Origin of the sequence: Rhodanobacter sp. DHG33 (assembly GCF_014843005.1) — a bacterium.
In the GTDB taxonomy this organism is placed as follows: domain Bacteria; phylum Pseudomonadota; class Gammaproteobacteria; order Xanthomonadales; family Rhodanobacteraceae; genus Rhodanobacter_A.
On the sequence record NZ_JACYXM010000004.1, the window covers coordinates 528,092 to 553,274 of the forward strand.

Annotated in this window: 23 protein-coding genes; 5 read left to right on the forward strand and 18 right to left on the reverse strand. The window is 67.0% G+C overall.

Annotated features, from left to right (window positions below; genetic code table 11):
* Positions 1 to 21 precede the first annotated feature (21 nt).
* From IHE46_RS10275 to IHE46_RS10315, 9 genes are all read right to left on the reverse strand, one after another.
* Positions 22 to 1,260 carry an FtsX-like permease family protein gene (locus tag IHE46_RS10275; RefSeq protein WP_192164531.1) on the reverse strand — a complete coding sequence of 413 codons (1,239 nt, stop codon included), beginning with the start codon at positions 1,258 to 1,260 and terminating at the stop codon, positions 22 to 24.
* A gap of 10 nt (positions 1,261 to 1,270) precedes the next feature.
* On the reverse strand, positions 1,271 to 2,584 hold the full coding sequence (locus IHE46_RS10280; RefSeq protein ID WP_192164532.1) for an ABC transporter permease: 1,314 nt from the start codon (positions 2,582 to 2,584) through the stop codon (positions 1,271 to 1,273).
* Positions 2,585 to 2,668: 84 nt separating this feature from the next.
* Positions 2,669 to 4,012 carry a TolC family outer membrane protein gene (locus IHE46_RS10285; RefSeq protein WP_192164533.1) on the reverse strand — a complete coding sequence of 448 codons (1,344 nt, stop codon included), beginning with the start codon at positions 4,010 to 4,012 and terminating at the stop codon, positions 2,669 to 2,671.
* Positions 4,013 to 4,056: 44 nt separating this feature from the next.
* Positions 4,057 to 4,782 (reverse strand): ABC transporter ATP-binding protein, encoded by a 726-nt coding sequence (locus tag IHE46_RS10290; protein ID WP_192164534.1) that lies wholly within the window; start codon positions 4,780 to 4,782, stop codon positions 4,057 to 4,059.
* Between the two features lie 155 nt (positions 4,783 to 4,937).
* Positions 4,938 to 6,209, reverse strand: a complete 1,272-nt coding sequence (locus IHE46_RS10295; RefSeq protein ID WP_192164535.1) for an efflux RND transporter periplasmic adaptor subunit — start codon at positions 6,207 to 6,209, stop codon at positions 4,938 to 4,940.
* A 170-nt stretch (positions 6,210 to 6,379) separates the two neighbouring features.
* Positions 6,380 to 6,940, reverse strand: a complete 561-nt coding sequence (locus IHE46_RS10300) for a hypothetical protein (protein WP_192164536.1) — start codon at positions 6,938 to 6,940, stop codon at positions 6,380 to 6,382.
* Between the two features lie 85 nt (positions 6,941 to 7,025).
* Positions 7,026 to 7,250, reverse strand: coding sequence for a hemin uptake protein HemP (locus IHE46_RS10305; protein WP_225562940.1), 225 nt, complete (start codon positions 7,248 to 7,250; stop codon positions 7,026 to 7,028).
* 144 nt (positions 7,251 to 7,394) lie between these two features.
* Positions 7,395 to 8,297 carry a subclass B3 metallo-beta-lactamase gene (bla, locus tag IHE46_RS10310; protein WP_192164537.1) on the reverse strand — a complete coding sequence of 301 codons (903 nt, stop codon included), beginning with the start codon at positions 8,295 to 8,297 and terminating at the stop codon, positions 7,395 to 7,397.
* 118 nt (positions 8,298 to 8,415) lie between these two features.
* Positions 8,416 to 9,384: an aldo/keto reductase gene (locus IHE46_RS10315; RefSeq protein ID WP_192164538.1), complete on the reverse strand. Its 969-nt coding sequence runs from the start codon at positions 9,382 to 9,384 to the stop codon at positions 8,416 to 8,418.
* Positions 9,385 to 9,610: 226 nt separating this feature from the next.
* Between IHE46_RS10315 and IHE46_RS10320 the strand changes: the two genes are divergently transcribed.
* Positions 9,611 to 11,101 (forward strand): alpha-L-fucosidase, encoded by a 1,491-nt coding sequence (locus IHE46_RS10320; protein WP_192164539.1) that lies wholly within the window; start codon positions 9,611 to 9,613, stop codon positions 11,099 to 11,101.
* Between the two features lie 7 nt (positions 11,102 to 11,108).
* Here IHE46_RS10320 and IHE46_RS10325 read toward each other — a convergent pair whose 3' ends face one another.
* Complete coding sequence (locus tag IHE46_RS10325) at positions 11,109 to 12,014, reverse strand: LysR family transcriptional regulator (RefSeq protein ID WP_192164540.1); 906 nt, start codon at positions 12,012 to 12,014, stop codon at positions 11,109 to 11,111.
* Positions 12,015 to 12,104: 90 nt separating this feature from the next.
* On the opposite strand from IHE46_RS10325, the gene IHE46_RS10330 reads away from it, so the two are divergent.
* Positions 12,105 to 13,049, forward strand: coding sequence for an NAD(P)H-binding protein (locus tag IHE46_RS10330; RefSeq protein ID WP_192164541.1), 945 nt, complete (start codon positions 12,105 to 12,107; stop codon positions 13,047 to 13,049).
* Positions 13,050 to 13,055: 6 nt separating this feature from the next.
* On the opposite strand, the gene IHE46_RS10335 is transcribed toward IHE46_RS10330, so the two are convergent.
* Both IHE46_RS10335 and thiL read right to left on the reverse strand, forming a co-directional pair.
* Positions 13,056 to 13,565, reverse strand: coding sequence for a phosphatidylglycerophosphatase A (locus IHE46_RS10335; protein ID WP_192164542.1), 510 nt, complete (start codon positions 13,563 to 13,565; stop codon positions 13,056 to 13,058).
* Entirely contained in the window at positions 13,562 to 14,524 is a 963-nt protein-coding gene (gene thiL / locus IHE46_RS10340) for a thiamine-phosphate kinase (RefSeq protein ID WP_192164543.1), read from the reverse strand. Before thiL ends, IHE46_RS10335 begins: the two co-directional genes overlap by 4 nt.
* A 135-nt stretch (positions 14,525 to 14,659) precedes the next feature.
* On the opposite strand from thiL, the gene IHE46_RS10345 reads away from it, so the two are divergent.
* A complete protein-coding gene (locus IHE46_RS10345; RefSeq protein ID WP_192164544.1) occupies positions 14,660 to 15,121 on the forward strand; it encodes a nuclear transport factor 2 family protein in 462 nt (153 codons plus the stop codon).
* Positions 15,122 to 15,130: 9 nt separating this feature from the next.
* On the opposite strand, the gene IHE46_RS10350 is transcribed toward IHE46_RS10345, so the two are convergent.
* From IHE46_RS10350 to ribE, 3 genes are read right to left on the reverse strand one after another with little or no spacing between them, the layout of a single operon-like run.
* Positions 15,131 to 15,676, reverse strand: coding sequence for a GNAT family N-acetyltransferase (locus IHE46_RS10350; protein ID WP_225562941.1), 546 nt, complete (start codon positions 15,674 to 15,676; stop codon positions 15,131 to 15,133).
* The gene (nusB, locus tag IHE46_RS10355; RefSeq protein WP_192164545.1) at positions 15,673 to 16,119 is read right to left on the reverse strand and encodes a transcription antitermination factor NusB; all 447 of its coding nucleotides are present in this window, start codon (positions 16,117 to 16,119) and stop codon (positions 15,673 to 15,675) included. Before nusB ends, IHE46_RS10350 begins: the two co-directional genes overlap by 4 nt.
* A complete protein-coding gene (gene ribE, locus IHE46_RS10360; protein WP_192164546.1) occupies positions 16,119 to 16,580 on the reverse strand; it encodes a 6,7-dimethyl-8-ribityllumazine synthase in 462 nt (153 codons plus the stop codon). The genes nusB and ribE overlap by 1 nt, the downstream gene beginning before the upstream one ends.
* A 269-nt stretch (positions 16,581 to 16,849) precedes the next feature.
* Between ribE and IHE46_RS10365 the strand changes: the two genes are divergently transcribed.
* Positions 16,850 to 17,323, forward strand: a complete 474-nt coding sequence (locus tag IHE46_RS10365; protein ID WP_192164547.1) for a thioredoxin family protein — start codon at positions 16,850 to 16,852, stop codon at positions 17,321 to 17,323.
* 81 nt (positions 17,324 to 17,404) lie between these two features.
* Positions 17,405 to 18,091, forward strand: coding sequence for a type 1 glutamine amidotransferase domain-containing protein (locus IHE46_RS10370; protein WP_192164548.1), 687 nt, complete (start codon positions 17,405 to 17,407; stop codon positions 18,089 to 18,091).
* Between the two features lie 37 nt (positions 18,092 to 18,128).
* Here the strand turns inward: IHE46_RS10370 and tldD are convergent, their stop codons facing one another.
* The 3 genes from tldD to rng all read right to left on the reverse strand — a co-directional run bounded on the left by tldD (position 18,129) and on the right by rng (position 25,076).
* The gene (gene tldD, locus IHE46_RS10375; RefSeq protein WP_192164549.1) at positions 18,129 to 19,568 is read right to left on the reverse strand and encodes a metalloprotease TldD; all 1,440 of its coding nucleotides are present in this window, start codon (positions 19,566 to 19,568) and stop codon (positions 18,129 to 18,131) included.
* 66 nt (positions 19,569 to 19,634) lie between these two features.
* On the reverse strand, positions 19,635 to 23,567 hold the full coding sequence (locus IHE46_RS10380) for a YhdP family protein (RefSeq protein WP_225562942.1): 3,933 nt from the start codon (positions 23,565 to 23,567) through the stop codon (positions 19,635 to 19,637).
* A gap of 30 nt (positions 23,568 to 23,597) precedes the next feature.
* The gene (rng, locus tag IHE46_RS10385) at positions 23,598 to 25,076 is read right to left on the reverse strand and encodes a ribonuclease G (protein WP_192164551.1); all 1,479 of its coding nucleotides are present in this window, start codon (positions 25,074 to 25,076) and stop codon (positions 23,598 to 23,600) included.
* Between the last annotated feature and the right edge of the window lie 107 nt (positions 25,077 to 25,183).

Genomic DNA, 25,183 nt, shown 5'->3' on the forward strand with positions numbered 1-25,183 from the left:
TGCAGGACGGAGAACAAAACGTCACACGGAGCGCGTGGCCTCCACCGGCGACACGCGCGAAGCGCGCAGCGCCGGCGCCAGCACGGCGCCCTGCCCCAGCAACAACAGCACGATCACCCCGACGCCCACGTAGGTCATCGACATCTGGCTCATCTCGAAGCGGGTTTTCGTCCAGAGGTTGAAGGCGATCGCAAGCACGGCGCCCAGCGCCACGCCTGCCGTGCTGATGAGGAAATTTTCGGTGAGGAAATAAGCGAGGATGTCGCGCTTCTTGGCGCCCAACGCACGCCGCACACCGATCTGCCTGCGGCGCTGGCCCACCCAGAAGCTGGTGAGGCCCACGATGCCCGCGGCGGTGATCGCCAGCAGCACCACGCAGATGATGCCCATCAGGATGGCCATGCCGCGGTCGCTGTCGTAGACCATGTGACGGATGGTGGCGTAATCCAGAACGCCGTCTTTCGGGTCGATGATGCGCATGTGGCTCTGCGCGATCAGCGCCTTGGGCGCTTCGCGCATGGCTTCGGCAAGCTGGCCGGGCTTGGCGCGCACGACGTAGAAGAGACCGCCCGAAAAAGCCGCCCGTATCGGCCAGATCAACGCCTGCCCGGCATAGGCGTTGGCCCATCGATCCACGCCCTGCCGCTGCAAGGGGTCGACAATTCCGATGATCGTGCTCGGCGTGGTGCCCATCGCGTAGAAGCTCTTGCCCAGTGCATTGCCACCGGGGAACAGCTTGTCGGCCAGCGCCTTGGTCACGATCACCACGGGCGGCGTGATCGCTTGCTGGGTACCCATCACCATCACTTCTTCAGGGCGGAAATTGCGACCCACGATCAACTTCGCGCCCAGTGTGTCGATAAAATGTTCGTCGCCGGTATACACCGCCGCATCCGTGGTCGGCTTGGTCTGGTCAGGCGTCATGCTGATGTAGTTGTCCCAGCCACCGCCTTTCAGCGGATAGCCGCTGGCCGGAGTCGCATCGCGCACGGCAGGCAGTTGCCGCAGTGCGAGCATGTCGGCTTTCACCTGTGTATCGACTTGCGCTGTCGGCCAGTCGGCTGCCCACTGGTTGCGGATCACGAAGACGCTGGATTCGTCCACGCCGCTGGGTTCGGACAGGTTGGCCAGGCGCTGGCGGATGATGAACAGCGCGTTGCACACGATGGCCAGCGTCAACGCGATCTGCAACGCGATCAGCAGCGTGCCCGCCTTGTGCCGGCGCAGCGCAACGAGGATGGGCCTGATCTGTATGTTCATGGCGCTCTCCTCAGCCCGCCTTCAATTGCCAGGCCGGCTGCACGTGCGCCGCACGCCATGCCGGATAGAACGCCGCCAGCACGGTGGCGGCGATGGCGACGATGAGAGTCAGTCCCATCAGCGAGAAATCGACCTGCGCCAGCCTGGCGATCTCCGGCTGGAACAGGATGCCCACGCCGGACACGCCCAGGGCGGTGAGCAACAGACCCAGCACGCCGCCGGCAAGGCCTACTGTGCCGGCCTCGATCAGGTACTGGGCGTAGATTTCGCTGCGCGTGGCGCCCAGGGCCCGACGCACACCGATCTCCCCGGCGCGGCGCATGAACTTCGCCAGCAGCAGGCCGATGGTGTTAACCAGACAGATCAGGAAGAAACCCAGCGCCACCATCAGCGAGATGCTGCTTTCCGGCGGCACCACCTGGTAGTAGTCCAGCCACTGCACCACATCGCGCAGGCGCACATTGGGCGCCCAGTTGAAGCGGCCGGCTTGCTGCTGCTCGGCGGCATAGTTGGTGAGAAAGTTGCGGTAGCTCGCGACCTCGGCGGGGCTGTCCAGCTCGACCCAGGGGGAGATCCACACGCAATTGCTCTGCGTGAAGCCTTCCCAGGTGGTGTAGCTGAGCTTGCCGCGGCAACTGTTGCGGCCAACGGGATACATCTTCAGGTCCATCGCACGAGTGAACGGCATGTAGATATCCGGCTCACCGGCGAAGTAGTTGTTGTCGAACAAGTCGTAGAAGCGCGGTTGCGGATTCCAATGACTGGTGACGCCGATGACGCGATAATCGTGGCCGCCAAGATTGATCGTGCGCCCCACGCTGTTCTCGCCGGCGAACACCTTGCGGTTGAGCTCGCCGCTGATGACCACGTCGGCGGCGCGCGCATCGTCGTCCTGCGCGCTCCAGCCGCCGCCATAGCGGAACGGCACTTCGAACATGGCGAAGAAGTCGCTGCCCACGGCATAGCCGTTCGCGTTCAACGGCAGCTCGCGGTCGCCACCCGGCATGACCGACATCATGACCTGGTACAGCATGGTCTGGCGCTTCGCCGCGTGCGCCCGCAGCAGCGCCATCGCGTCCACGTAATCGAGTGCATCCGGCGGTTCGTTGTCTTTCAGATTCTGCTGCGGCCCCCAGTTGTCCACCTTCGGCACAAACAACTGTGCTGACTTGTCCGGAATCGGATTGCCCGACACGGCGCGGAACACCGAGTAGGTGGTCATCGACGCGGCCACGCCGAAACCGATCGCCATCACCATCAACGCGGTAAGCGCGGGATTGCGGCGCAGGCTGCGCAAGCCGAGTTGGAAGTAGTAGGCGAACATGCCAGCACTCTGTGGTTGATCCGCCTCTCGCATGGGAGAGGACCGTTGTCTTGCCTGCTCTCGCCTGGAAGGAGAGGCTTGGCGTTACTGCAGCAACCCGTTCACCGCTTCCATGTCGTGCACATCGATGGTTCCTGCGGCCTGTTTGAGCAGCAGCTTGTCGAGGACGAACTGGTACTTGGCCGCGGCGTATTGGCTCTGCGTCTCGGCCAGGTTCTGGATCGCGAAAACCACGCTGGTCAGGGTCTGCGTGCCGATGGAATAGCCCGCGCGCATCGAGGTCAGCGACTTCTGCGCGGCGTCCACCGCATCGCGCGCACTGCCCACCTGATCGATGCCGTCGTTGACCAGGTTGAAATAGTTGGCGACATCGCGCGCGGCTTGGCGACGCTGGCTTTCCAGCGTGCCGAGGTCGGCGTCGCGCTGATAAAGCGCCTGTTTGACCTGCGCATGGACCAGGCCGCCACTGAACAGCGGAATGTTGAGCGTGAGGCCTACCGTGGTGGTGGCCGGTCCGTAGGCGGACGTACCCGGCATCGCGTTCGACCACTGGCCGAACTTGTTGTAACCCACCCCCGCGGTGAGCGTGGGCAGGTGACCGGCGCGCGCCGCCGACACCTTGCGCTCATCGCTGGTCACGGCGTAGCGCGCGGCGAGCACGGTGGGGTTGGTCTTCATCGCCGCGTCCACCCAGGTCTGCTCGTTGTTCGGCTGCGGCGCCTGCATGGGCATGTCGTCGCGCAACTTCTTCAGCTCACCGGTCGGTTTGCCGGTGATCTGTTCCAATGCGCGGCGCGCGTCCTTGAGGTTGTCCTCCGCGCTGATCCGCATACCCTTGATGTACAGGTAGTACGACTTCGACTGGTTGACGTCAGCCTCCATCGACAGGCCGCTCTTGAAGCGGGCGGAAGTCTGTTCGAATTCCGTCTTATAGCCGTCCTCGTAAGCACGGTCGATGTCCAGCATGTCCTGTGCCTGCAGCACGTTGAAATAAGCCGTAGCCACGCGCACGTAGAGGTTCTGCAACGCGGCCTGGTAGGTCTGCTCCTGCGAATCGCTGGCCGCGCTGGCCGCACGCAGGTTGGCGATGGCGGACAGGTCGATGATCGACTGGCTGAGGTTGCCCGTGAGATCGCGATCGCGCGTGTGGCCAGAACCGCCCGTTTCCACGATGTTGCCGTTGCTGCTGGTGGTCTGGCTGCCGCCGCCGTGGATCTGGTCCATCTGCAGCCCGGCGGACAACTGCGGCAGCAGCGCCGCGCGCGCCACCGGCACGCCTTCCGCCACCAGAAGCCGTTGCGCATCGGCGGTGGCCAGCACCGGATCGTTGGCAACGGCTTGCCGGTAGGCATCCATCAAGTCCTCGCAATGCCCCGCGAACGGGGCAGCGGCGAGCAGTAGCAGTGCGGGCAACAGCTTCAGGCGCATGGACGGAACTCGCGGTTGATGGACGGGTGGGCAGCCATGCGCACTCAGGCCTGGTTCGCGTTGGCGCGCGCAGCGGACACGCTGGCGTGGAAGCGCGGGTCTTCGGAAAGATCCACCACCTGGCCGTCGATGATGTGCACGTTGCGCTGCGCGCGTGCGGCCAGCTCGGGATCGTGGGTCACCATCACGATAGTGGCGCCGTCGCGGTGGATCTCCTCCAGCAGCTCCATCACGCCGCGGGCCATCTGCGTGTCGAGGTTGCCGGTGGGTTCGTCGGCGAGCAGCAGGCGCGGCGAGCCGGCGAGCGCACGCGCAATGGCCACGCGCTGCTGTTGGCCACCGGAGAGTTCAGCGGGATAGTGCTTGTAGCGCGAAGCCAGGCCCACGCGCTCGAGAGCGTCCATGATGCGCTGCTTGCGTTCCGGCGCCTTCATGCCGCGGTAGCGCAGCGGCACTTCCACGTTGTCGAACACGTTGAGGTCGGGGATCAGGTTGAACGCCTGGAAGATGAAGCCGATCTTCTCGTTGCGGATCTTCGAGCGCGCGTTGTCGTTGAGCTGGCTCACTTCGATGCCGTCGAGGTGGTACTCGCCGCCGGTGAAGGTTTCCAGCAGGCCGGCGATGGTGAGGAAGGTGGTCTTGCCCGAGCCGGACGGCCCGGTGACGGCGACGAATTCGCCTTCCTTCACGTCGATGTTGAAATCGCGCAGCGCGTAGGTCTCCACCACTTCGGTGCGGTAGACCTTGGACAGGTGGGTCATCTTCAGCATGGTTCACGTTCCTCGGTGGTGGTGATGGTTCTTTGAAGCCCCTCTCCATCGGGAGAGGGTGGAGGTTGAGGGTTCGATCAAGGCGAAACGTTTCGCTCTGCCCGGACCCTCACCCGCCCTGCGGGTACCCTCTCCCGAAGGAGAGGGAAAAACCTTTACCTGCTAATCGCGACGCGCTGTGCGCCCTTGAAGCTGTCGGTGCCGGAGATCACGATGCGGTCGCCTTCCTTCAGGCCCTGCAGGATCTCCACCTTGTCGATGCTGCTTTCGCCGACGCGGATCGGGGTCTTGGTGGCGATGCCGTCCGTGACCACATAGGCGTAGCTGCCGCCGGATTCGTCGATGAAGGAGCCACGCTGCACGGTGAGCACGCTGTCGCGCTTGTCGAGCAGGATGCGCACGGACAGGCGCTGGTTCTGGCGCAGCTCCTTCGGCGTGCTGCCTTCGAAGCGCACGCGTGCGGCCACTTCGCCGTTGACCACTTCGGGCGAGATCGCGCTGACCAGGCCCTTCCAGGTGGTGCCGTTGCCGCTGATCTCGCCGCCCATGCCGATGGCAAGGTCGCGGGCGAAGCTCTCGGGCACCTGCACTTCCACTTCCAGGGCGGTGAGGTCGATCACGCTCAGCAGCTGCGCGTCCTTCGCCACCGTGGCCACCGGTGCGACGAACAGCTGGCCGACCTGACCGTCCACCGGCGACTTCACGTTGAGGTCGTCCACTTGGCGCTGCAGGTCCTGCACCACCAGCATCTGGTTGTCGTGCGCCAGCTTCTTCGACTGGATGTTGAAGTTGAGGCTGTCGTTGTTCATGCCGAGATCGGACTTGGCATGCGACAACGCGATGTTGGCCTTCTCCAGCGCATCCTTCGACTGATCCACCTCGACGCCGGTAGCGGCGCCGGCGGCGAACGCCTTCTGCTCGCGGTCGAGATTAGTCGCCGCGCTCTTGGCGTCGATCTGTGCGTTGTCGTAGGCCTTCTGCAGGTCGCCGCGTTTGGTGCGCGCATCCACCTGCGCCTGCAGGTAGTCCGCCTGCATGCCATCGGCCTTGGACTGCTCCTGCGCCAGCTTGTTGCGCAGCTCGGGGCTGTCCACGATGGCCAGCACCTGGCCCTTCTTCACCACATCGCCGGCGTGCACGAGCAGCTTCACGGCGCCGTTGTAGGTGGCGTAGAGCGTCGGGCTGTTCGCCGCCACGACCTTGCCTTCAGCGGCGATGTCGCGCACGAACGGCCCGCGCTCGACGGTGGCGAAGGCCAGCCGCGATGCGCTCACCGAGGCATCGGCGGAGAACAGGCGAAGGATGCCCGGCATGGCGAGCGCCAGCACCACCAGCAAGGCCACGCCACCCCCGATGAACAGCAGGCGGCGCTTGCGGTTGGGCTTGACCTCGACGATGCGGTCTTGAGCGGAAGTATCGCGGATCATCGTGTGTTCCCTTGCCGCGGACAGTGCGGCCCCGATCCGTATTCAGCAATCCGCGTGCCAAGCGCAATAATTGAAAAAACACACTGTTTTTCAGTTATTTGCCACGACGCCTTGCCGCGACTTTGGTGTCCGCGGACACCGGGCGGACAGCGGACAAGGCACCGCGCCGGTCAAGCCAGCATCAGGCCCTCGGCCCGAGCGATGTTTTGCGCGATCTCGCCGCCCAGGGCGGAAACGCGCAACGCCGGCACGGCATCCAGCACGCCGAGCCCGGCCATGGCGCTACAGCGGAAATCCAGCAAATGCGCTGCTTCGATATTTGCATCGTCCATCGAGTGACGGCCCACGATGGATACCGGCGCCCCCGCCGCCAACATGGCATCCCAGCCGAGGTAATCGCTGTCGGGCAACAGATGCAGACGTGCACGGAGGCTTCCGTCGCTGGCGCGGCATTCCAGCCATTCGTGCGGACCATCGCTGCCTATCGCACTGGCCGCGACCAGCCAGCACACTTGGAGCAATGGCGCGAGTTCGCGGCGCATGACGAGCAAGCCAGGCTCAATGCCGCTCCTCGATGCCTGTGTCGCACACGGCAAATACAGCACGCATCCAACTGCGGGGAGACAGCGGGCAAGCCGTCTCGGCGTTATACGCAACCAACGGCGCTCCACCGCGATGCCAGCGGCGCGCGGACATACATGGGCAAGATGGGTAGCCAGCCAGCCGAACATCGCGCTCTCCGTCAGGGGCTGGCTGGCGTTGGCGCGATGACGCGCCGTGCTGGCGAGGTTTGTCCCGGGCAGCGCCCGGATGGAATCACTTCGTGAGGATCAGCTTGTCGTTGCGCGTGAGGCGCAAGTGGTACTCGTTGCCTTGATGCTCTATCACCAATTCGCGTTCGCCATCCAGCAGCGACTGGCTGCTGACGCGACGCACGGCGGGCTTGGGCTCGGTCGCGCCGAGGCGCAGCGAAAGGCGCGGCAACGGATGGGCCAGGCGGCTGGTGACCATTGGCAGGCCCAGGGTGGTGGCAATCGACATGGACGACTCCGCAATGAAGTTTAGGCAGAGTTGATGATAATGATTCTCATTAAGACGTCAACCATCACGACAGCCGTTGCTTGCCCCCTCCCTATCCAGCCACCCACTCGATGCGCTGACGCATTGCTTCGCCCAGCCGATGTCTCATGGCGTTGCGTGAGCTCCGCCACCCGTCTCCATGCCCTTTTCCTTGGCCAGGCGCGTCTCCAGTTTCACTCGCCCCTCCTCGGCATAGGTGCGACAGGCATGGCCGTCGATGACGGGATCGGGCTTGGCGCCCGCATCACGCTGCGCTACGCGTTCGAGGAAGTGAGCCGCCTGGTCCGGATGCGGCGACAGCAGGATGTCGCAAGGCAACGATGCTATCGTGGCTATGCTGCGCCGATAGTTTTCCAGACGCTGCGGATGCTCCGGATCGCTAAAGCGATAGCCGTCCGCGGCGAAGGCGCCGAGACTGTCGGCGTACACGATATTCATGCAGAGTCCCGCTTGGCAGGATCGCCAGGTCCACGTCGTCGCGCCCGGCGTATGGCCCGGCGTGTAGTGCGCCGTGACCGTCACGTCGCCCAGCCGCACCACGCCGTGATCGGGCACCGGCGTGACCTTGGCGATGGGCGCGAATGCAGGCGCCTCGCCATATTGCGGATCATCTGGATCCTTGCCGCCAAGCATCAACGCCTTGGCGCCAGCGCTGCTCGCCGCCACGCGTGCGCCGCTGTCTCGGGCGAGCTGGGCGATGGCGCCGGCATGGTCGAAGTGCGCATGCGAGTTGATAATCCACTTCACGTCAGCGATGTCGAAACCCAACGCCATGATGTTCGCCTCGACCTGCGCCGCGTTCTGCGGCAGCGTACCGTCGATCAGCACGAGCCCCTGCGACGACGCGATCATGATCGAACTGAGCCCGCGCGTGCCCACGTAGTACGTATTGCCATAGATGCGAAAGGGTTGCTGCGGCTGCGTCCATGCAGGCGTCTCGGCGAGCGCGCCGTAAAGGGGCAGCATCGCGAAGATGGTGAGCAGCGTCGTGCGTAGCGGCGACTTCATGCAAAGGGTTCCTTATGGGGTCTAGCCAAGCTACCCGGGCATGCGGGCATCCGTGGGGCGTGATGTGGCGATGCGCGGACACAACGCGGGCCATGCGGAAACACGCCCATCGGCGGACTCACGCCACCGCCTGCAAGACACGCTGACGCATCGCTTCGTCTAGCTTCGGCAACACATCCAGTGCGGCAAGGTTGTGCTCCAGCTGATCCAGCCGGCTCGCGCCCAGCATCACGGTGGAGACATGCGGGTTGGCCGCACACCACGCGATGGCGAGTTGCGCGGTGCTGCAACCGAGTTCGTCCGCTAGCGGGCGTAGGCGGCGCACCTTTGCCACGCGCTCGCCGTCTTCGCCTAGCACCTGGTCGCGCAACCACGCATAGTCCGGCTGCGCCAGGCGCGAATCCGCCGGCACACCGTGGTCGTACTTCCCGCTCAGCAGGCCCGAGGCCAGCGGCGACCAGATCGTAGTGCCCATGCCGTAGTCGCGATACAGCGGCGCGTACTCCACCTCGACGCGCTCGCGGTGCAGCAGGTTGTATTCGGGCTGTTCCATCACGGGTGCAGTGAGATGGTTTTCCTTTGCCGCGCGATGCGCCTCGGCGATGGCCTGCGCCGGCCACTCGCTGGTGCCCCAGTACAGCACCTTGCCCTGGCGCACCAGCATGTCCATCGCCGCCACGGTCTCCTCGACCGGCGTGTCGGGGTCGGGGCGATGGCAGAAGTAGAGATCGAGGTAGTCCACACGCAGGCGCTGCAGCGCCTGGTGGCAGGCCTCGATTACGTGCTTGCGCGACAGGCCGCGCTGCGTGGGCCTGGGATGGTCCTGGGCGCCGAAGAACACCTTGCTCGACACGCACCAGCTGTCGCGTGGGAAACGCAGGTCGGCCAGCACGTCGCCCATCAGCGACTCCGCCGCGCCGTTGCCGTAGGTTTCCGCGTTGTCGAAGAAGTTGACTCCGCGATCCCATGCCATCGCCAGCATCTCGCGCGCCAGCGAGCGCCCCACGCTCTTGCCGAACGTGGTCCAGGCGCCGAACGAAAGGACGGAAAGCGGCAGACCGGAACGGCCGAGGCGGCGGTATTGCATGGGGAACTCCATCAGCAGGCGCTGGCGATCGGCGCGTGACTATCCTGCGAATGCTGCGGCGGCATGCCGGGCCGATGCAAGCCTTGCGCCTTCCACGATGCACGGATGAGGCCCTTGCAGGCGCGTCATGCACTCATGCCTACGAATCATATTTGAACACTTGCATCATATTTGAATATAGTGATCCTCCTGACATCTCGGGCGCCCGCCTGCGGAGGCTAGTTCCATGGATCGTCGCCGTTTCCTGCTCGCCGGCTCGGCCGTTGCTTCCCTGAGTGCGCTCGGCATGTCGCGCACCAGTCGTGCCGACACCGCCCTCGCACCCGCCGGCAACGCGGCGCGCCCGCGTCCCACGCCGCAGCAATTGCATTGGCAGCGCGACGAACTGGCCATGTTCGTGCACCTCACGGTGAATACCTTCACCGGCAAGGAATGGGGCGACGGCACCGAGTCGCCCGACATCTTCAATCCGCGCAAGCTGGATGCGCGGCAATGGGCGCGCACGGCGAAGCAGGCCGGCTTCCGCAGCATGATCCTCACCGCCAAGCACCACGACGGCTTCTGCCTATGGCCCACCGCCACCACGCAGCACTCGGTGAAAAGCAGTCCGTGGAAAAACGGCCACGGCGACGTGGTGCGCGAATTCACCGACGCCTGCCGCGCCGAAGGTCTGGGCGCCGGCCTGTACCTGTCGCCATGGGACCGCAACGCCAAGGTCTATGGCAGCGGCGAGGCCTACAACGACTACTACATCGCCCAGCTCACCGAGCTGCTCACGCATTACGGCAAGATCGTGGAAGTGTGGTTCGACGGCGCCAACGGCGAAGGCCCGAACGGCCGCAAGCAGGCCTACGACTGGCCGCGCATCCACGCCACCGTGCGCAAGCTGCAACCCGATGCCGTGATGTTCTCCGACGCCGGCCCGGACGTGCGCTGGATCGGCGACGAGAAGGGCGTAGCCGGCGAAACCTGCTGGTCAAGCATCAACCCCGCCAGCGCGCCCTACCCCGGCTACGACCGCCCGTGGATCGGCGACCTGCTGGGCCATGGCGACCCGCACGGCAGCGCATGGCGCCCTGGCGAATCGGACGTATCGATCCGCCCCGGCTGGTTCTGGCATCCCGAGGAAAACGACAAGGTGCGCTCGCCCGACGAGCTGATGGAGCTGTACTTCAGCTCGGTGGGGCGCAACAGCAAACTGCTGCTCAACGTGCCGCCGAACCGCGACGGCCTGTTCGAGGACAGCGACATCGCCGCGCTGCAAGGCTTCACCGCCAAGCGCACCGGACTGTTCGCCACCAACCTGCTGCAGGGCGCCAGCGTGCAGGCCAGCAGCAGCGACATCGCGCACCCGGCCTCCAGCGTGCTCGACGCCAACCCGGACGCGTATTGGAGCGCCGCGCGCAGTGCGCGCAATGCGTGGCTGGAAATCGAGCTGCCGCAGGCCATCGAGTTCGACACGCTGGAGCTCGGCGAAGCCATCGCCTTCGGCCAGAACATCGCCAACTACCGCGTCGAAACGTGGAACGACGGCGCGTGGCAACCGCTCACCTGGGGCACCACCATCGGCCACAAGAAGCTCGTCCGCATGGACCCGGTGCGCACCAGCAGGCTGCGGCTCACGCTGGAATTCGGCTACGACACTCCGAGGCTCGCCAGCATCGCCGCTTATCGCGGACCCGATCGCCGCTATGGGCCGGGGCACAACGAGAAGTGATCCCGCCTCAGGCGCCCTCGGCGGCATAGGCCGCCAGCGCCTCGAACAGATAGTCGTAGACCAGCCGCACGCGGCGGTTCGCGCGCAGGTCTTCGTGCATCACCAGCCAGGTGTCCAGATCCAGCGCGAACGCAGGGAGCACGCGCACCAGTGACCGCTCGCGCCGCGCCAGCGCATGCTGGCACGCGCCAATGCCGTAGCCGGCACGCAGCGCGGCCAGCTGTGCCAGGGCGCTGTCGGTGCGCAGCGTGAAGTGGTTGCGTGCGAACACCTCCGCACCCAGCACGCGGCTGCGCATAGCACGCAAGGCAGGCGTCTCGCGATCGAAACCGATCAGCGCATGCCCATGCAGATCGGCCAGCGCGCGCGGCGTGCCGTGCGCCTTGAGGTAGCGTCGGTGCGCGTACATCCCGATGCCGATGGCGCCCACGCGGCGAGCCACCAGCGCTGCCTGGCTCGGTCGCAGCATGCGTACGGCGATGTCGGCATCCTTACGCAGCAGGTCCTCGGCCGCATCGGACAGCGAAAGTTCGACCGCGATGCCCGGCTGCTGCCGGCGCAAGTCGGCCAGCATCGCCGGCAACACCTCGCCGCCGATCACCTCGCTGCAAGTGATGCGCACCACGCCGCGCACTTCCTGCTTGCTCCCTGAAGCCGCGCGCCGCAGCGCGGCGGATGCGGCGGCCATGCCTCGCGCATGCTCGACCAGCTCGGCACCCACATCGGTCAGCGCCAACCCCTGCGGCGAACGCGTGAACAAGGCCACGCCCAGCGACGCCTCCAGTTGCCGTACATGCCGCCCAAGGCTGGGCTGGGTCATGTCCAGCGTGCGCGCCGCGGCGGACAGGCTGCCTTCGCTCGCCACGGCGAGGAAGGATCGATAAAGGTCCCAGGCCGGCTCGTCGTTATCCATGCATTTATTTATATCAGATGTTCAATGCTAGGCAATTTTCAAACACCTTATCTCGCGCCAAGCTGGCTCCACCCATTCTGGAGAACGGCCATGAACACATCGAAGACAGCCCTGATCCTCGGCGCCACCGGCGGTGCAGGCGGCGAGATCGCCGCGGCCCTGCTGCGACGCGGCTGGACGGTGCGTGCGCTGGTGCGCGATGCCGCACGCCCCGGCCTGCTCCCGTCTATCGACTGGCGCGATGGCGATGCCATGAACGCCGACGACGTGGCGCGGGCCGCCGCCGGCGTGAGTGTGATCGTCCACGCGGTGAATCCGCCGGGCTACCGCGACTGGGACCGGCTGGTACTGCCGATGCTGGACAACAGCGTTGCCGCGGCCCGCGCCAACGGCGCGCGCCTCGTGCTGCCGGGCACGGTCTACAACTACGGCCCCGATGCCTTTCCCACCCTGGCCGAGGACGATCCCCAGCAACCGCTGACCCGCAAGGGCGCGATCCGCGTAGCGATGGAATGGCGCCTGGCCGAGGCTGCCGACGTGCGCAGTCTGGTCCTGCGCTGCGGCGACTTCTTCGGACCGCACGCGGGCAACAACTGGTTTGCGGCCATGGTCAAACCCGGTCGTCGCGTACGCAGCTTGCTGTATCCGGGACGCCGCGGCTTGCCCCATGCCTGGGCCTACCTGCCCGATGTGGGCGAGACGGTCGCGCGGCTGCTGGAGCGCGAGGGCGAGCTCGAACGCTTCGCACGCTTCCACTTCGCCGGCCACCTCGTCGATGAGGCCGACCTGCTCGCCGCCATGCGCGGCGCCACCGGCAACAGCGCGCTGCCGCTGCGCGCCTTTCCTTGGTGGCTGACGCGGCTCGCCGCGCCCTTCGTGGTGATGCTGCGCGAACTGCGCGAGATGCGCTACCTGTGGCGCGTGCCGCTGCAGCTGGACAATCGTCGCCTGCGGGCATGGCTGGGCGACGAACCGCACACCCCGCTGCAGCAAGCCGTCGAAACCACTCTGCATGGCCTTGGTTGCGTGGAGTAGGACGCTTCAGCGCAGGATGCGCAGCACGATCGCCAGCACCACTGCAGCGAACACTCCCGCGATCACGTCGTCCACCATCACGCCCAAGCCGCCCTTGAGGCGCCGGTCGAACACGCGGATCGGCCATGGCTTCCACACATCGAACAGGCGAAACAACGCGAAGCCCGCGACCACGGCCCACCACGGCGCCGCGAGCGCGGGCAGCAGCGCGATCCATTGACCGACGAACTCGTCCCATACCAGGGCGCGGTGATCGTCCACCTGCAGTGCGCGGCCGGCCACGTCGCAGGCCCACACACCCAGTGCAAAGCCCAGCACGATGACCAGCAGGTTGAGCGGCAACGACAGTTCGCGCAGCAGCAGCCACGGCAGGATCGCGGCCAGCGAGCCGAAGGTGCCTTGCGCCACCGGCGCGAGGCCCGAACCCAGGCCGCAGGCGATCCAACCCGCGGGCGTGGCCAGCAACGCGCGGCGCTGCGAGGGTGTCAGTGTCTTGCGTTCGGCGGATGCGCTCATGGCGCGAAATGATCCCAGCCTTGTCGCGCCGGTTCCAGCCATGCGCCATCCGTGCCGCGCACGCGCACACCTGCGCCCGCCACGACGCGGCCGATGCATGTGGCGGCGCAGCCAAGCCGCGCGAGTTCGTCCCGTACTTCATCCAACCGTGCGGAGGGCACGGTGAAGCACAGTTCGTAATCGTCGCCGCCGGTCAACGCGAAACCACGCGCTGCGGTTTCATCGAACGCAGCACGCAACGCGGGCGAATACGGCAGCAAAGCCGCATCGATCTCCACCCCCACACCACTGGCCGAACAAATGTGGCCGAGGTCGGCGAGCAGGCCATCGGAAACGTCGAGGCAGGCGCTGGCGCGGCCACGCAGCGCCAACCCGGCCGCCACGCGCGGCATCGGCCGGTTCAGCCGGCCCACGAGCGCATCGCGCGTGGCCGCCTGGATGTCCGTCTGCGACTGCAGGCAATGCAGGCCGGCCGCCGCATCGCCCAGCGATCCGGTAACCAGCACCGCATCGCCCGCCTGCGCACCGGCACGGGTCAAGGCCTGCCCCGGCGGCACGAAACCATGCACGGCCACGCTGAGCGAGAGCACACCGCGCGTGGTGTCGCCGCCCACCAGAGCCACCCGGTACTGCCCCGCCAATTGCGCGAAACCCTCGGCGAGACCGTCGATGAAATCCACGTCGGGTCGCGGCAAGCTCAGCGCCAGCAACGCCCACGCAGGCGCGGCTCCCATCGCGGCGAGGTCGGACAGGTTCACCGCCAGCGCCTTCCAGCCGATGTCGGCAGGCGCAGTGCCCACGGGGAAATGCACGCCTTCGACCATGGTGTCGATGGCCGCCACCAATTCCTGCCCCGCCGGCACGGCCAGCACGGCGGCATCGTCGCCGATGCCGAGGCGCACGTCGTCGCGCGGTTGCGCGGTGCGCTCTCGGATACGGTCGATCAGGCGGAATTCCATGGCGGATCTGCGGCAGGGACGGGCCCAGAGCAGAGCATCCGCACGCGTGCGACGCAAGCCCGTGACCTGCGGCGCATGCGCCGAAACCATGGGCGTGCGAGGCTGGGCGACGTTTTCCTGCCGGAGCTTGCCGCCATGCACAGCGTTCGTTTCCGTCCCGTCATGCTTTCGCTCGCCCTCCTCGCCGCTGCACCGGTGCTGGCTGCAGCATCGCCGTCCGTGGAGGGCGATGGGGCCGTGCTGGCGCCGATCCAGGCCTTTTTCACCGCGATGTCGCACTACGACCAGGCGGGCATGCGCGCCCAGGTGCTGCCCGCGGGCATGGCCACGCTGATGCGCGACGGCAAACCGGACCAACTCGCGCTGGGCGACTTCATCGGCCACGTGAAACCGGGCAAGGCGCAGATCGAGGAGCGCATCCACGATCCGCTCGTGCACGTGGATGACAACATCGCCGTGGTATGGGCGCCCTATGTCTTCCTGCTCGACGGCAAACCGCACCATTGCGGCACGGACGTATTCAATCTCGCCCGCGTGGACGGCCGTTGGCTGATCTCGGGCGTGGCCGACAACAGCCGGGACTGCGCGGCGAAATAAGCGACCCGCTCAGCGTTTGAACACGAGGATGGGATCTTCGTGATACGCCGTGCGCTGCCATTCGCGAAAACCGGCCTTGACCGCAACGCGAATCGAAGCCGCGTTTTCCGGCTCGATGATGCATGCCATGGTGCGATCGGGGAAATGCGTCTCGCCCCAGGCGAGCACCGCGGCAAGCGCCTCACTGGCGTAGCCCTTGCCGTGCGCGTCCGCGGACAGCACCCAGCCCGTTTCGAGCATGCCTTCCAGCGACGGCTGGATGTCCCGCTTGAAATCGGCGAAGCCTACATCGCCGATGCAGCGGCCGCTGGCTTTCTCCTCGATGGCCCAGAAGCCGTAGCCGAGCAGCGCCCACATGCCGGGATAACGCAGCATGCGCATCCACGAGTCCTGCCGCGATGACGAGGCCGCACGGCCAAGGTAGCGGGTGACCACGGGGTCGGACCAGATCGCCGCGAACGCGTCCAGATCGTCGGCGCGGTGCGCACGCAGGCGCAGACGCGGGGTCTCCAGCACCGGCACCCGCTCTTCCGCGCGAACGCCGGCGTCCATCATCCCCGCTTCTCGGGCGCGCGCAGCTCGCCGGCCAGCTTGTCCAGCACGCCGTTGACGTAGCTGTGGCCATGGTCGGCGCCGAAGCGCTTGGTGACTTCGATCGCCTCGTTGATGACCACGCGGTACGGCACGTCGAGACGGTGCTTCAGCTCGTAGGCGGCCAGGCGCAGTGCGGCACGCTCGATGGGATCCACCTCCGCCACTTCGCGGTCGAGGTACGGGCGCAGCATGGCGTCGAGTTCGGCGACGTGCTGCTCCACGCCGTGCAGCAGATCCTCGAAGTAGTCGAGATCGGCCACTTCCATGTCCTGCTCGTGGCGGAACTGCTCGATCACCGCGTTCATGTGGCTGCCGGAAAGCTGCCACGCGTACAGCGCCTGCAGCGCGCGGCGACGAGCGCGCGAACGCGCAGCGAGGTCGATGCCTTCGGGGCGCGTGTGCATCACAGCTTGCCGTACAGGTTGACCATCTCCAGCGCGGCAATGGCCGCGTCGGCGCCCTTGTTGCCGGCCTTGGTGCCGGAGCGCTCGATGGCCTGCTCGATGCTGTCGGTGGTGAGCACGCCGAACGCCACCGGCACGCCCGAGTCCAGCGCCGCCTTGGCCAGGCCCTTGGCGCATTCGCCGGCCACGTAGTCGAAATGCGGCGTGGAGCCGCGGATCACCGCGCCCAGCGCGATCACCGCAGCGTATTTGCCCGAGGTCGCCAACTTGTGCGCAGCCAGCGCGATCTCCCAGGCGCCCGGCACGCGCACCAGTTCGATGCTGTCGTCCTTGACGCCATGGCGCACCAGCGCGTCGCGTGCGCCGGCCACCAGCGGCTCCACGACGAAGCCGTTGAAACGGCCCGCGACGATGGCAAAGCGGCCCTTGGGCGTGGCGAAATCGCCTTCGATGGTTTTCATGTGGCAAACATTCCTGGACGGGCGGGGAGCCCATGCGAAGCGGGTATTTTACGGGTTTGGGGGCGGCGGTGCTCGAAGCCCCGCACCGGTACCGGCATCTTTGCGGGAATACAGAGGCCATGCCCGACCTGGGACGGGGCGAACACCGGGCGCATGAGCAAATGCAAACGCGCCATAGCGTGCAGCCGGCAAACCGTGTCAATCTCGCCACTGGCCGCCGATCGCCCCGGCGGCACGTCTCCTGTCAGCCACTGCATACGGTGCCGCCCATGAAACGATTCCTCGCCATCGCCGCCCTTGGCCTGCTGGTCGCCGCGGGCGCCCTCGCCAAGGAAACGCCGCCGTACAACCCGCAGGCCGACGCCAAGGCCCAGGTTGCCCACGTGCTGGCTGAAGCGCAGACCAACCACAAGCCGGTGCTCCTCTTCTTCGGCGCCAACTGGTGCGAGGACTGCCGCGCCCTGGCCCACGACCTGGCCACGGGTCGCAATGCGCAGCTGATGGATGCGCACTTCAACATCGCCAAGATCGATGTGGGCAATTTCGACCGCAACCTCGACGTGGTGAACCGCTTCGGCAACCCAATCGCCAAGGGCATTCCCGCCGCCGTGATCGTCTCGCCCGACGGCAAGCTGTTGTACTCGACCCGCGCCGGCGAACTCTCCGAAGCCCGCAGCATGAGCGCGGATGGCGTCTACGATTTCTTTCAGAAGGCCATCCAAAGCGTGCAGTCGGCGCGCTGAGCCATGCCGGAGGCCTTGCGCCGGACGATCCCGCACCCATGAAGTGACCCTGGAAAGCGCATCAAGCCAAGGGTTCTCGACATGCCCAAGCGCATTCTTCACGTCGTCACCAACGTCGCCCACTATGCCGACCTGTCCGAGCCGACCGGCCTGTGGCTGTCGGAGCTGACCCACGCGTACCAGGTCTTCGCCGATAAAGGCTGGGAGCAGCGGATCGTGAGCCCGAAGGGCGGCGTCTCGCCGCTGGAACCGCGCTCCCTCAAATGGCCGAACATCGACGCCACCGCGAAGGCATGGCTGGCCGACGACGCCCGCATGGTCCTCCTGTCGGAAACGGACCGGCCCGACCAGATCGATCCCGCGGCGTTCGATGCGGTCTATTTCACCGGCGGACATGCCGTCATGTGGGACTTCCCGGACAGCGCAGGGCTGCAGCGGATCACGCGCGACATCTACGAACGCGGCGGCATCGTATCGTCTGTCTGCCACGGCTATTGCGGCCTGCTGAATACGCAGCTGTCGGACGGCACGCTGCTGGTCGCCGGGCGCAAGATCACCGGCTTTGCATGGGCCGAGGAAGTGCTAGCTGGCGTTGCCCGGAAGGTGCCCTACAACGCCGAGCAGGCCGTGAAGCAGCGCGGCGCGCTCTACGAGAAGGCGTTGCTGCCGTTCGCCTCGAAGGTTGTCGTCGATGGACGACTGGTGACCGGACAGAATCCGCAATCGGCCAAGGCGACGGCGGAGAGAGTTGCCGCAGCGTTGCTCTGAGCTTGGTACAGGCTGGCGTTTCAGCCAGCCTGCACGACTATGCCGCGGTGCCGCCCACCGTCATCGCATCGATCTTCAGCGTGGGCTGCCCCACGCCCACCGGCACGCTCTGGCCGTCCTTGCCGCACACGCCCACGCCTTCGTCCAGCTTCATGTCGTTGCCGATCATGGAGACGCGGGTGAGCACGTCGGGACCGCTGCCGATCAGGGTGGCGCCCTTCACGGGGGCGGTGATCCTGCCGTCTTCGATCAAGTAGGCCTCGCTGGCGGAGAACACGAACTTGCCGTTGGTGATGTCGACCTGGCCGCCGCCGAAGTTCGGCGCGTACAGGCCCTTCTTCACCGAGCGGATGATCTCCTCCGGATCGTGGCTGCCGCCGCGCATGTAGGTGTTGGTCATGCGCGGCATCGGCAGTGCGCTGAAGGATTCGCGGCGGCCGTTGCCGGTGGGCGCCATGCCCATCAGGCGCGCATTGAGCTTGTCCTGCATGTAGCCCTTGAGGATGCCGTCCTCGATCAGCACGGTGCAGTTGGTCGACGTGCCTTCGTCGTCCACGCTGAGCGAACCGCGACGGCCGGGCAGCGTGCCGTCGTCCACCACGGTGACGCCTGGCGCGGCCACGCGCTGACCGAGGCGACCGGCGAAGGCGGAGCTGCCCTTGCGGTTGAAGTCGCCTTCCAGCCCGTGGCCGATCGCCTCGTGCAGCAGCACGCCGGGCCAGCCCGGGCCGAGCACCACAGTCATCTGGCCGGCGGGCGCGTCGACGGAATCGAGGTTCACCAGCGCCTGCCGCACGGCCTCGTCGGCAAAGGCCAGCGCGCGGCCGTTCTCGATCAGCTCGCGGTAACCGTAACGGCCGCCGCCGCCGGCATAGCCCTGCTCGCGGCGTCCGTTGGCCTCGGCGATCACCTGCACGTTGAGGCGCACCAGCGGGCGCACGTCGGCGGCCAGCGTGCCGTCGGAGGCGGCGATCAGCACGGTATCCAGCGTGGCGGCCATGCTCACGATGACCTGGGTAATGCGCGGATCGCGCGAACGCGCGTAGGCATCCACCTCGCGCAGCAGGGCGATCTTGTCCGGATTGGGCAGGCTTTCCACCGGGTCGATGGCGGGATACAGGGCCCGCGTGTTGCCCAGCGCCAGCGGCCGGCCGGCACCGCGGCCGTCCTGCGCGATCGCGCGCGCGGCCTTGGAGGCTTCCAGCAGTTGCGGCAGCACGATTTCGTCGGAATAGGCGAAGCCGGTCTTCTCGCCGGAGATCGCGCGCACGCCCACGCCCTGCTCGATGGAGTGGCTGCCGTCCTTGACGATGCCTTCTTCCAGCGTCCACGACTCGCTGCGCGAGTGCTGGAAATACAGGTCGGCGGCATCGATGGACGGCCCCATCAGCTGCGTGAACACGCGCTCGAGGTCGCCGGTGGCGAGTCCGCCGGGGGTGAGCAGCCGGCTCTGGGCCTGCGCGATCAGGGAATCCATGGGTCTTCGTCGATTGGCGGTGAGAGTGCAGAGAATGGGGGCACCGCGCGCGAAATCAAAGCCGCATCAATGCCCCGTCGAAGAGGACGGCGCCGGCAACGCCTGCAGCTCGTCGCGCAACGGTATCGTGACGGCCGGGCTGGACGACGGTGCGGCCGGCAGCAACGGCGGCGTGGTGACCGCGGCGGAAGCGGCCGGCACTTCGTTCTTCTCCACCAGAGTCATCACCGGCTTGTCCCAGCTTCCGGTGACATGGTACCGGTAGCGCGTGCTGACCAGCTTGTTGAGACCCTTGCCCAGCAGGCCCTGCACGGCCAGGCCGGCGGCGGCGCCCACCGGGCCGCCCACCACGGCGCCGATTACCGGCAGGCTGTTGCCGATGTGCGGGACCGCCTGCACGTACTGGTCAAAATCCTTGGCGCGCAGCCCGGTGCGACCGCTGATGCTGATCTGTACGGCCGGCCCCTTGATGGCCAGGTTGGTGGTGGTGGCATTGCCGTCCGCGAGCCGGAAATCGCCCTTGATCGAGTCGAAGCCCAGGCCCTTGCCGAACACGTCGCCGAAATCCAGCGTCAGGCGGCGCGGCAGCTCGCCCAGCGCGACCAAACCGAACAGGCGACCCATGCCGGGCGCCACCTCGGGAATGCGGCCGTCGCTGACGTCGATGGCCAGCGTGCCGGTGGCGTTGGCGAGGCTGAAGGCCGATGGCGGCCCGGGCCAGCTGGCGTCCAACTGGTCGCTGGTCTTGCCGCCGTTGACCAGGCCGTTGTAGCCGAACGCGGTGAGCATCTTGCCGAGGTCGTCGGCGGCAAAACCGATGCGCATATGCGTGTGGCTATTGGTGGGCGTGCCGTTCCAGTCGCCGCTGCCGGTGATCTGCACGCTGGGCGACAACGCACGCAACTGGTCGATGCGCATGCCTTGCGCGGTGGGCCAGGTTTCCAGCCGCGCTTCGCCCAGCTTGGCGTCGCCGAAACGCAGGTCGCCCACCCACAGATGGAACGGCGGCAATGAGGCGGGGTTGATGCCGGTGTTGGCGGGATCTTCCACGGGCTGGTTGGCGGCCGCCTTGCCGACGGGTGCGGGCGGATTGGGCCAGTACAGGTGCGTGAGACGTGCAGTGACGCCGCGCTTGTCCAGCTCGGCGGTAGGCACGCTGAAGCGGCCGGCCATCGCCGCACCGTTCACGTCCACCTGCAGGTTGTCGCTCTCCGGTGTGGCCTGCAGGGTCATCGCACCCAATGGATGGCCGAACCATTCCGCGTGGTCGGTACCCACATCCACGCTTTCCAGCACGGGGCCGCTGCTGCCCGTATTGCCCGTGGCGCCGTTGCTGCCCGCGGTGAATGCGATGGCCTGCTGCACCCAGCCGGTGACGTCGAGCCTGCCCGCGTGGCCGCGTATGCGCAGGCCCTGCGTGGGCATCTCGCTGGGCATCTGCATGCCGAACGCCAGGGTGCCGGCCAGCGGCTTCGCCCCGTCGGCCAGGCGCAGGTGGCCGCGCGCGCGTTCGCCCAGTGCCACCTTGAGGTCGCCGCCGCTCAAGGGCAGCGCCAGCTCCAGGTGCATCGGCAAGGGAGTCGCGGCGTCCTTCTTCAGCGGTACCGGCACGTCCAGCGCCATGCCGACCAGCGTGGAATCGAGGGTGAGGGTCTGCGCCAGCGCGCCGCCGCCCGCTGGCGTGGCGAGGTTGAAGCCGATGGCGAAGGCGCTGCGCCCGTTGCCCAGCGGGTCGAGCCAGTCCAGCGAGGGATAGCCCGTCGTCAGGTCGGCGATGCTGTACGTACCGCTCAACTTCACCGCCACGGCGGTGTTCGGATCGCCGGTGGCGCCGGCGATCGCCAGGTCCATCGTGGTCGGCTGGCCATGGAAGGCACCGGCCAGCGGCCCGGCGTGGAAGCCTTTGCCGTCGAAGGTGGCCGGCCCATTGAGTTTGTCGAGCTTGAGGTTCCAGTCCTCGTTGCTCGCATCGACGTCGCTCAGCTGCGCGTTGCCCGCGAGCAGGAAATCCTGCGGCGCGCCCAGCGGCAGCGAAAGATGGAAGCTGAAATTGCCGTGGCCGCCCAGCTTCAGTTTGGCGAGCTGGTCCGCCTGCCGGCTGGCGATGGGACTCTTCACCACGAAGCCGAGCAGGTCGGCGCCGGCGCCGTTGCCGTCCACGTTGAGATCCAGCGTGCCGTTCGCGAAGTCGGGGATCAGCGCCACCACCTTGTCGGTCTTCACGCCCAGCGACGACCCCGCGTCGGCCTGCACCAGCATGCCGTTGTTGATGAAGCTGGCGATGGCGTGGACGCCGGTGGCATCCGGCCAGTTCGGCGCATAGCGGAAGTCGAGGTTGCTCACCTCGGCGCGCGCCTCGAAACGGCCTTCGTTGTGGCGGAACGGCCAGTCCTTGAGGTCGCCGCGTACCAGCGCTTCGGCGTGGTCGAGGCTGCCGCCGACCAGTGCGCGATCCAGCCACGCCACCGCGGGCGGCGGCATCACGTTGACCGGCCAGAACAGCTTGGCCGCGACGACGTCGGCGTGCGTCACGCTGGTGTAGATGTCGAGGAACGGCGGCCCGCCGGCGTCGTGCAGGCGGATCTCGCCGCGCGCCTGTCCGCCGTAGCCCTGGCCCTCGAAATCCAGCGCATCGACGCCGACATGCCAGTCGTCGTCCGCATGCCAGAACGCCAGCGTGCCGGCCAGCTTCGACATCACGAAGGGTTCGCGGAACACGTGCGTGGCCCGCACCGTCGTCGCCTGCGCGGGCAGCTCCAGCGACACCGCCTCGCCGTCGCCGCGCAGCGTGCCGTCGATGCCGTCCACACCGGGCAGCGCACCGACCGGGTCGATGCCCAGCCCATCGAACGTGGCCTGCAACCGGTCCAGCCCCGCCGCCTGCGACCAGGCCATCGACACGTCGTCGAATTTGCCGCGCGGACGGCCTTCGCCCAGCCAGTTCGCCAGCGCGGGCGGCAGCTTGGGCGCGAGGCCCAGCCAGGGCAGCAGCGGCGCGATCTGCAAGTCGCGCGCGGCCGCCTGCACGGTGAACTGGGGCGTGCCGGGGCGGTGCAGCCACACCGCCAGCGCGCTCTGGTCGTCGCCCGCCCAGCGCACTTCGTAGCCGTCGGCGCTGCGCCTGAGTCCGGCTTCGCCATGCAGCGCGGGTACCGCGACGGCACCGTTGGCGCCGACGATGCGCACACCGTCGAGGTCGAAACGGCTGACGTTGCGCACCACCTTGCCCTGCTTCCAGTCCAGCCACGCGGCCACGCTGCCCTTGCCGCCCCGCACCGCGTAGCCGCCAAGGTCCATGCCGTCGAACATCGCGGCGAGATCGAGCTGCTGGCCGGACAGCCACAGCCGCCCGCTGCTGCCGTCGTCGCGGAAACTGCCCGCGCCGTGCAGGATGCCCGGCGCGCCCTCGCGCCGCAGCAGCGCGCCCACGCGGATGCGGCTGCCCTGGTGGCTCAGTCGCAGGTGATCGGCGATCAGGCTGTAGTGTTTGTTGCTGGCTTCATCGGCGATGTCGAGCCGCAGGTCGTCCAGCCACAGCTCCACCGAAAGCCGGCCGAAGCTGGGCGGCTGCGAACTGCCGCCGGCGCCCAGGCCGTTGACGTGCCAGCTGCCGTCCTTGTCGCGGCTCAGATCCAGCTGCAGGCCGCGCGTGCGCAGATTCACCAGGTGCCGCGTGGGCAGCCAGCCGCCGAAGTCGATCTGCAGCTCGGATTCGGGAATGTGGATCGGTGTGCCCGTGCCGCCTGGCGGCACGCCCACGGTGACGTCGCGCAGCACGAACAGCGGGCCGGAGCCGCTCCATTTGCTTTGCAGCGAAGCGAAGCTGATCGGCCGCTCCAGCTTCGCGGACAGCTCGCGCGCCACCCACTCGGGATGCCGCGCCACCAGCGGCACCAGCAGCTGCGCCAGCGCCATCAGCACGGCCAGCGCGATCACCGCGACACCCGCGATCCAGCCCAGCGCGCGCGCGCCGATGTGCAGCCGACGCCGCCAGGCCATGTTCACCGGGAAGCCGCCGCAGCGGCTGGGTTACAGCAACACCACATCAAACTGTTCCTGCGAGTAATGCTCCTCCGCCTGGAAGCGTATGCTCTTGGAGATGAACTCTTCCAGTTCGGCCACCGCGGCGGACTCTTCTTCGAGGATGCGGCCGACCACGGTGGGGCTGGCCATCACCAGCAGTTTCTCGGCGTTGAACTGGCGCACCGCGCGGGTGATCTCGCGGAAAATCTCGTAGGTCACCGTTTCGGCGGTCTTCAGCGTGCCGCGGCCGCTGCAGGCCGGACAGGGCTCGCAGAGCTGGCGCTCGAGGCTTTCGGTGGTGCGCTTGCGGGTCATCTCGACCAGGCCCAGCGACGACATCGGATACACCGTGGTCTTGGCGTGATCGCGCGCCAGGCCCTTGGCCAGCATGCGCAGCACCTGGCGCTTGTGCTCCTCGTCGACCATGTCGATGAAGTCGATGATGATGATGCCGCCGAGGTTGCGCAGTCTCAGCTGGCGCGCCGCCGCCTGCGCCGCCTCCAGGTTGGTGCGGTAGACGGTTTCTTCCAGGTTGCGCGTGCCGAGGTAGGCGCCGGTGTTCACGTCGATGGTGGTCATCGCCTCGGTCTGGTCCACCACCAGGTAACCGCCCGACTTCAGCGGCACTTCCTTCTTCAGCGCGTGCTGGATCTCGTCCTCCACGCTGTACAGGTCGAAGATCGGCCGCTCGCCGTCGTAGTGCTCCACCCGGTCGTCCAGGCTGGGCATGAACTTGTGCACGAACTTCACCACCTTCTCGAAGGTTTCGCGCGAATCCACGCGCACCTTCTCGATGTCGTCGGTGAGCATGTCGCGCAGGCCGCGCAACGGCAGCGAAAGTTCTTCGTACACGCGCTCGCCCACGCGGGACTTGGCGATGTTCTCCTGCACCACGCGCCACACCTTGCCGAGGTAGGTCACGTCGAAGGCCAGCGATTCGGCGCTCTGCCCCTCCGCGTTGGTGCGCACGATGTAGCCCAGCGGGTTCTCGCCAATGAGGCTGCCCATCACCTCGCGCAGGCGCGTGCGTTCGTCCTCGTCCTCGATGCGCGCGGAAATGCCCATGGTGTGCGCATACGGCAGCAGCACCAGGTAGCGCGAAGGGATCGACAGGTGCGCCGACAGGCGAGCGCCCTTGCTGCCGATGGGGTCCTTCACCACCTGCACCACGACTTCCTGGCCCTCGTGCACCAGCTCGCTGATGGGCGGCGTATGGCCGTTGCCGTGGCCATTGCCTTCGGCACCCTCCGGCAGCGCGGGGCGCACGATGTCCGAAGCGTGCAGGAAGGCCGCGCGATCCAGCCCGATCTCCACGAACGCCGCCTGCATGCCCGGCATCACCCGCTGTACCCGGCCCTTGTAGATGTTGCCCACGTAGCCGCGCTTGGAGGCGCGCTCGACGTGCACCTCCTGCAACATGCCGTTCTCGACCACGCCCACCCGCGTCTCGCGCGGGGTCACGTTGATCAGGATCTCTTCGCTCACTGCGTAACTCCCCGAATAGAAAGCCTTTATAGCGGTTGCCCGCTACCACTGTCGATGCGCGGCGCACGGTGCAAAAAACCGAATGTTTTGCTAAGCCCGAACGGCGA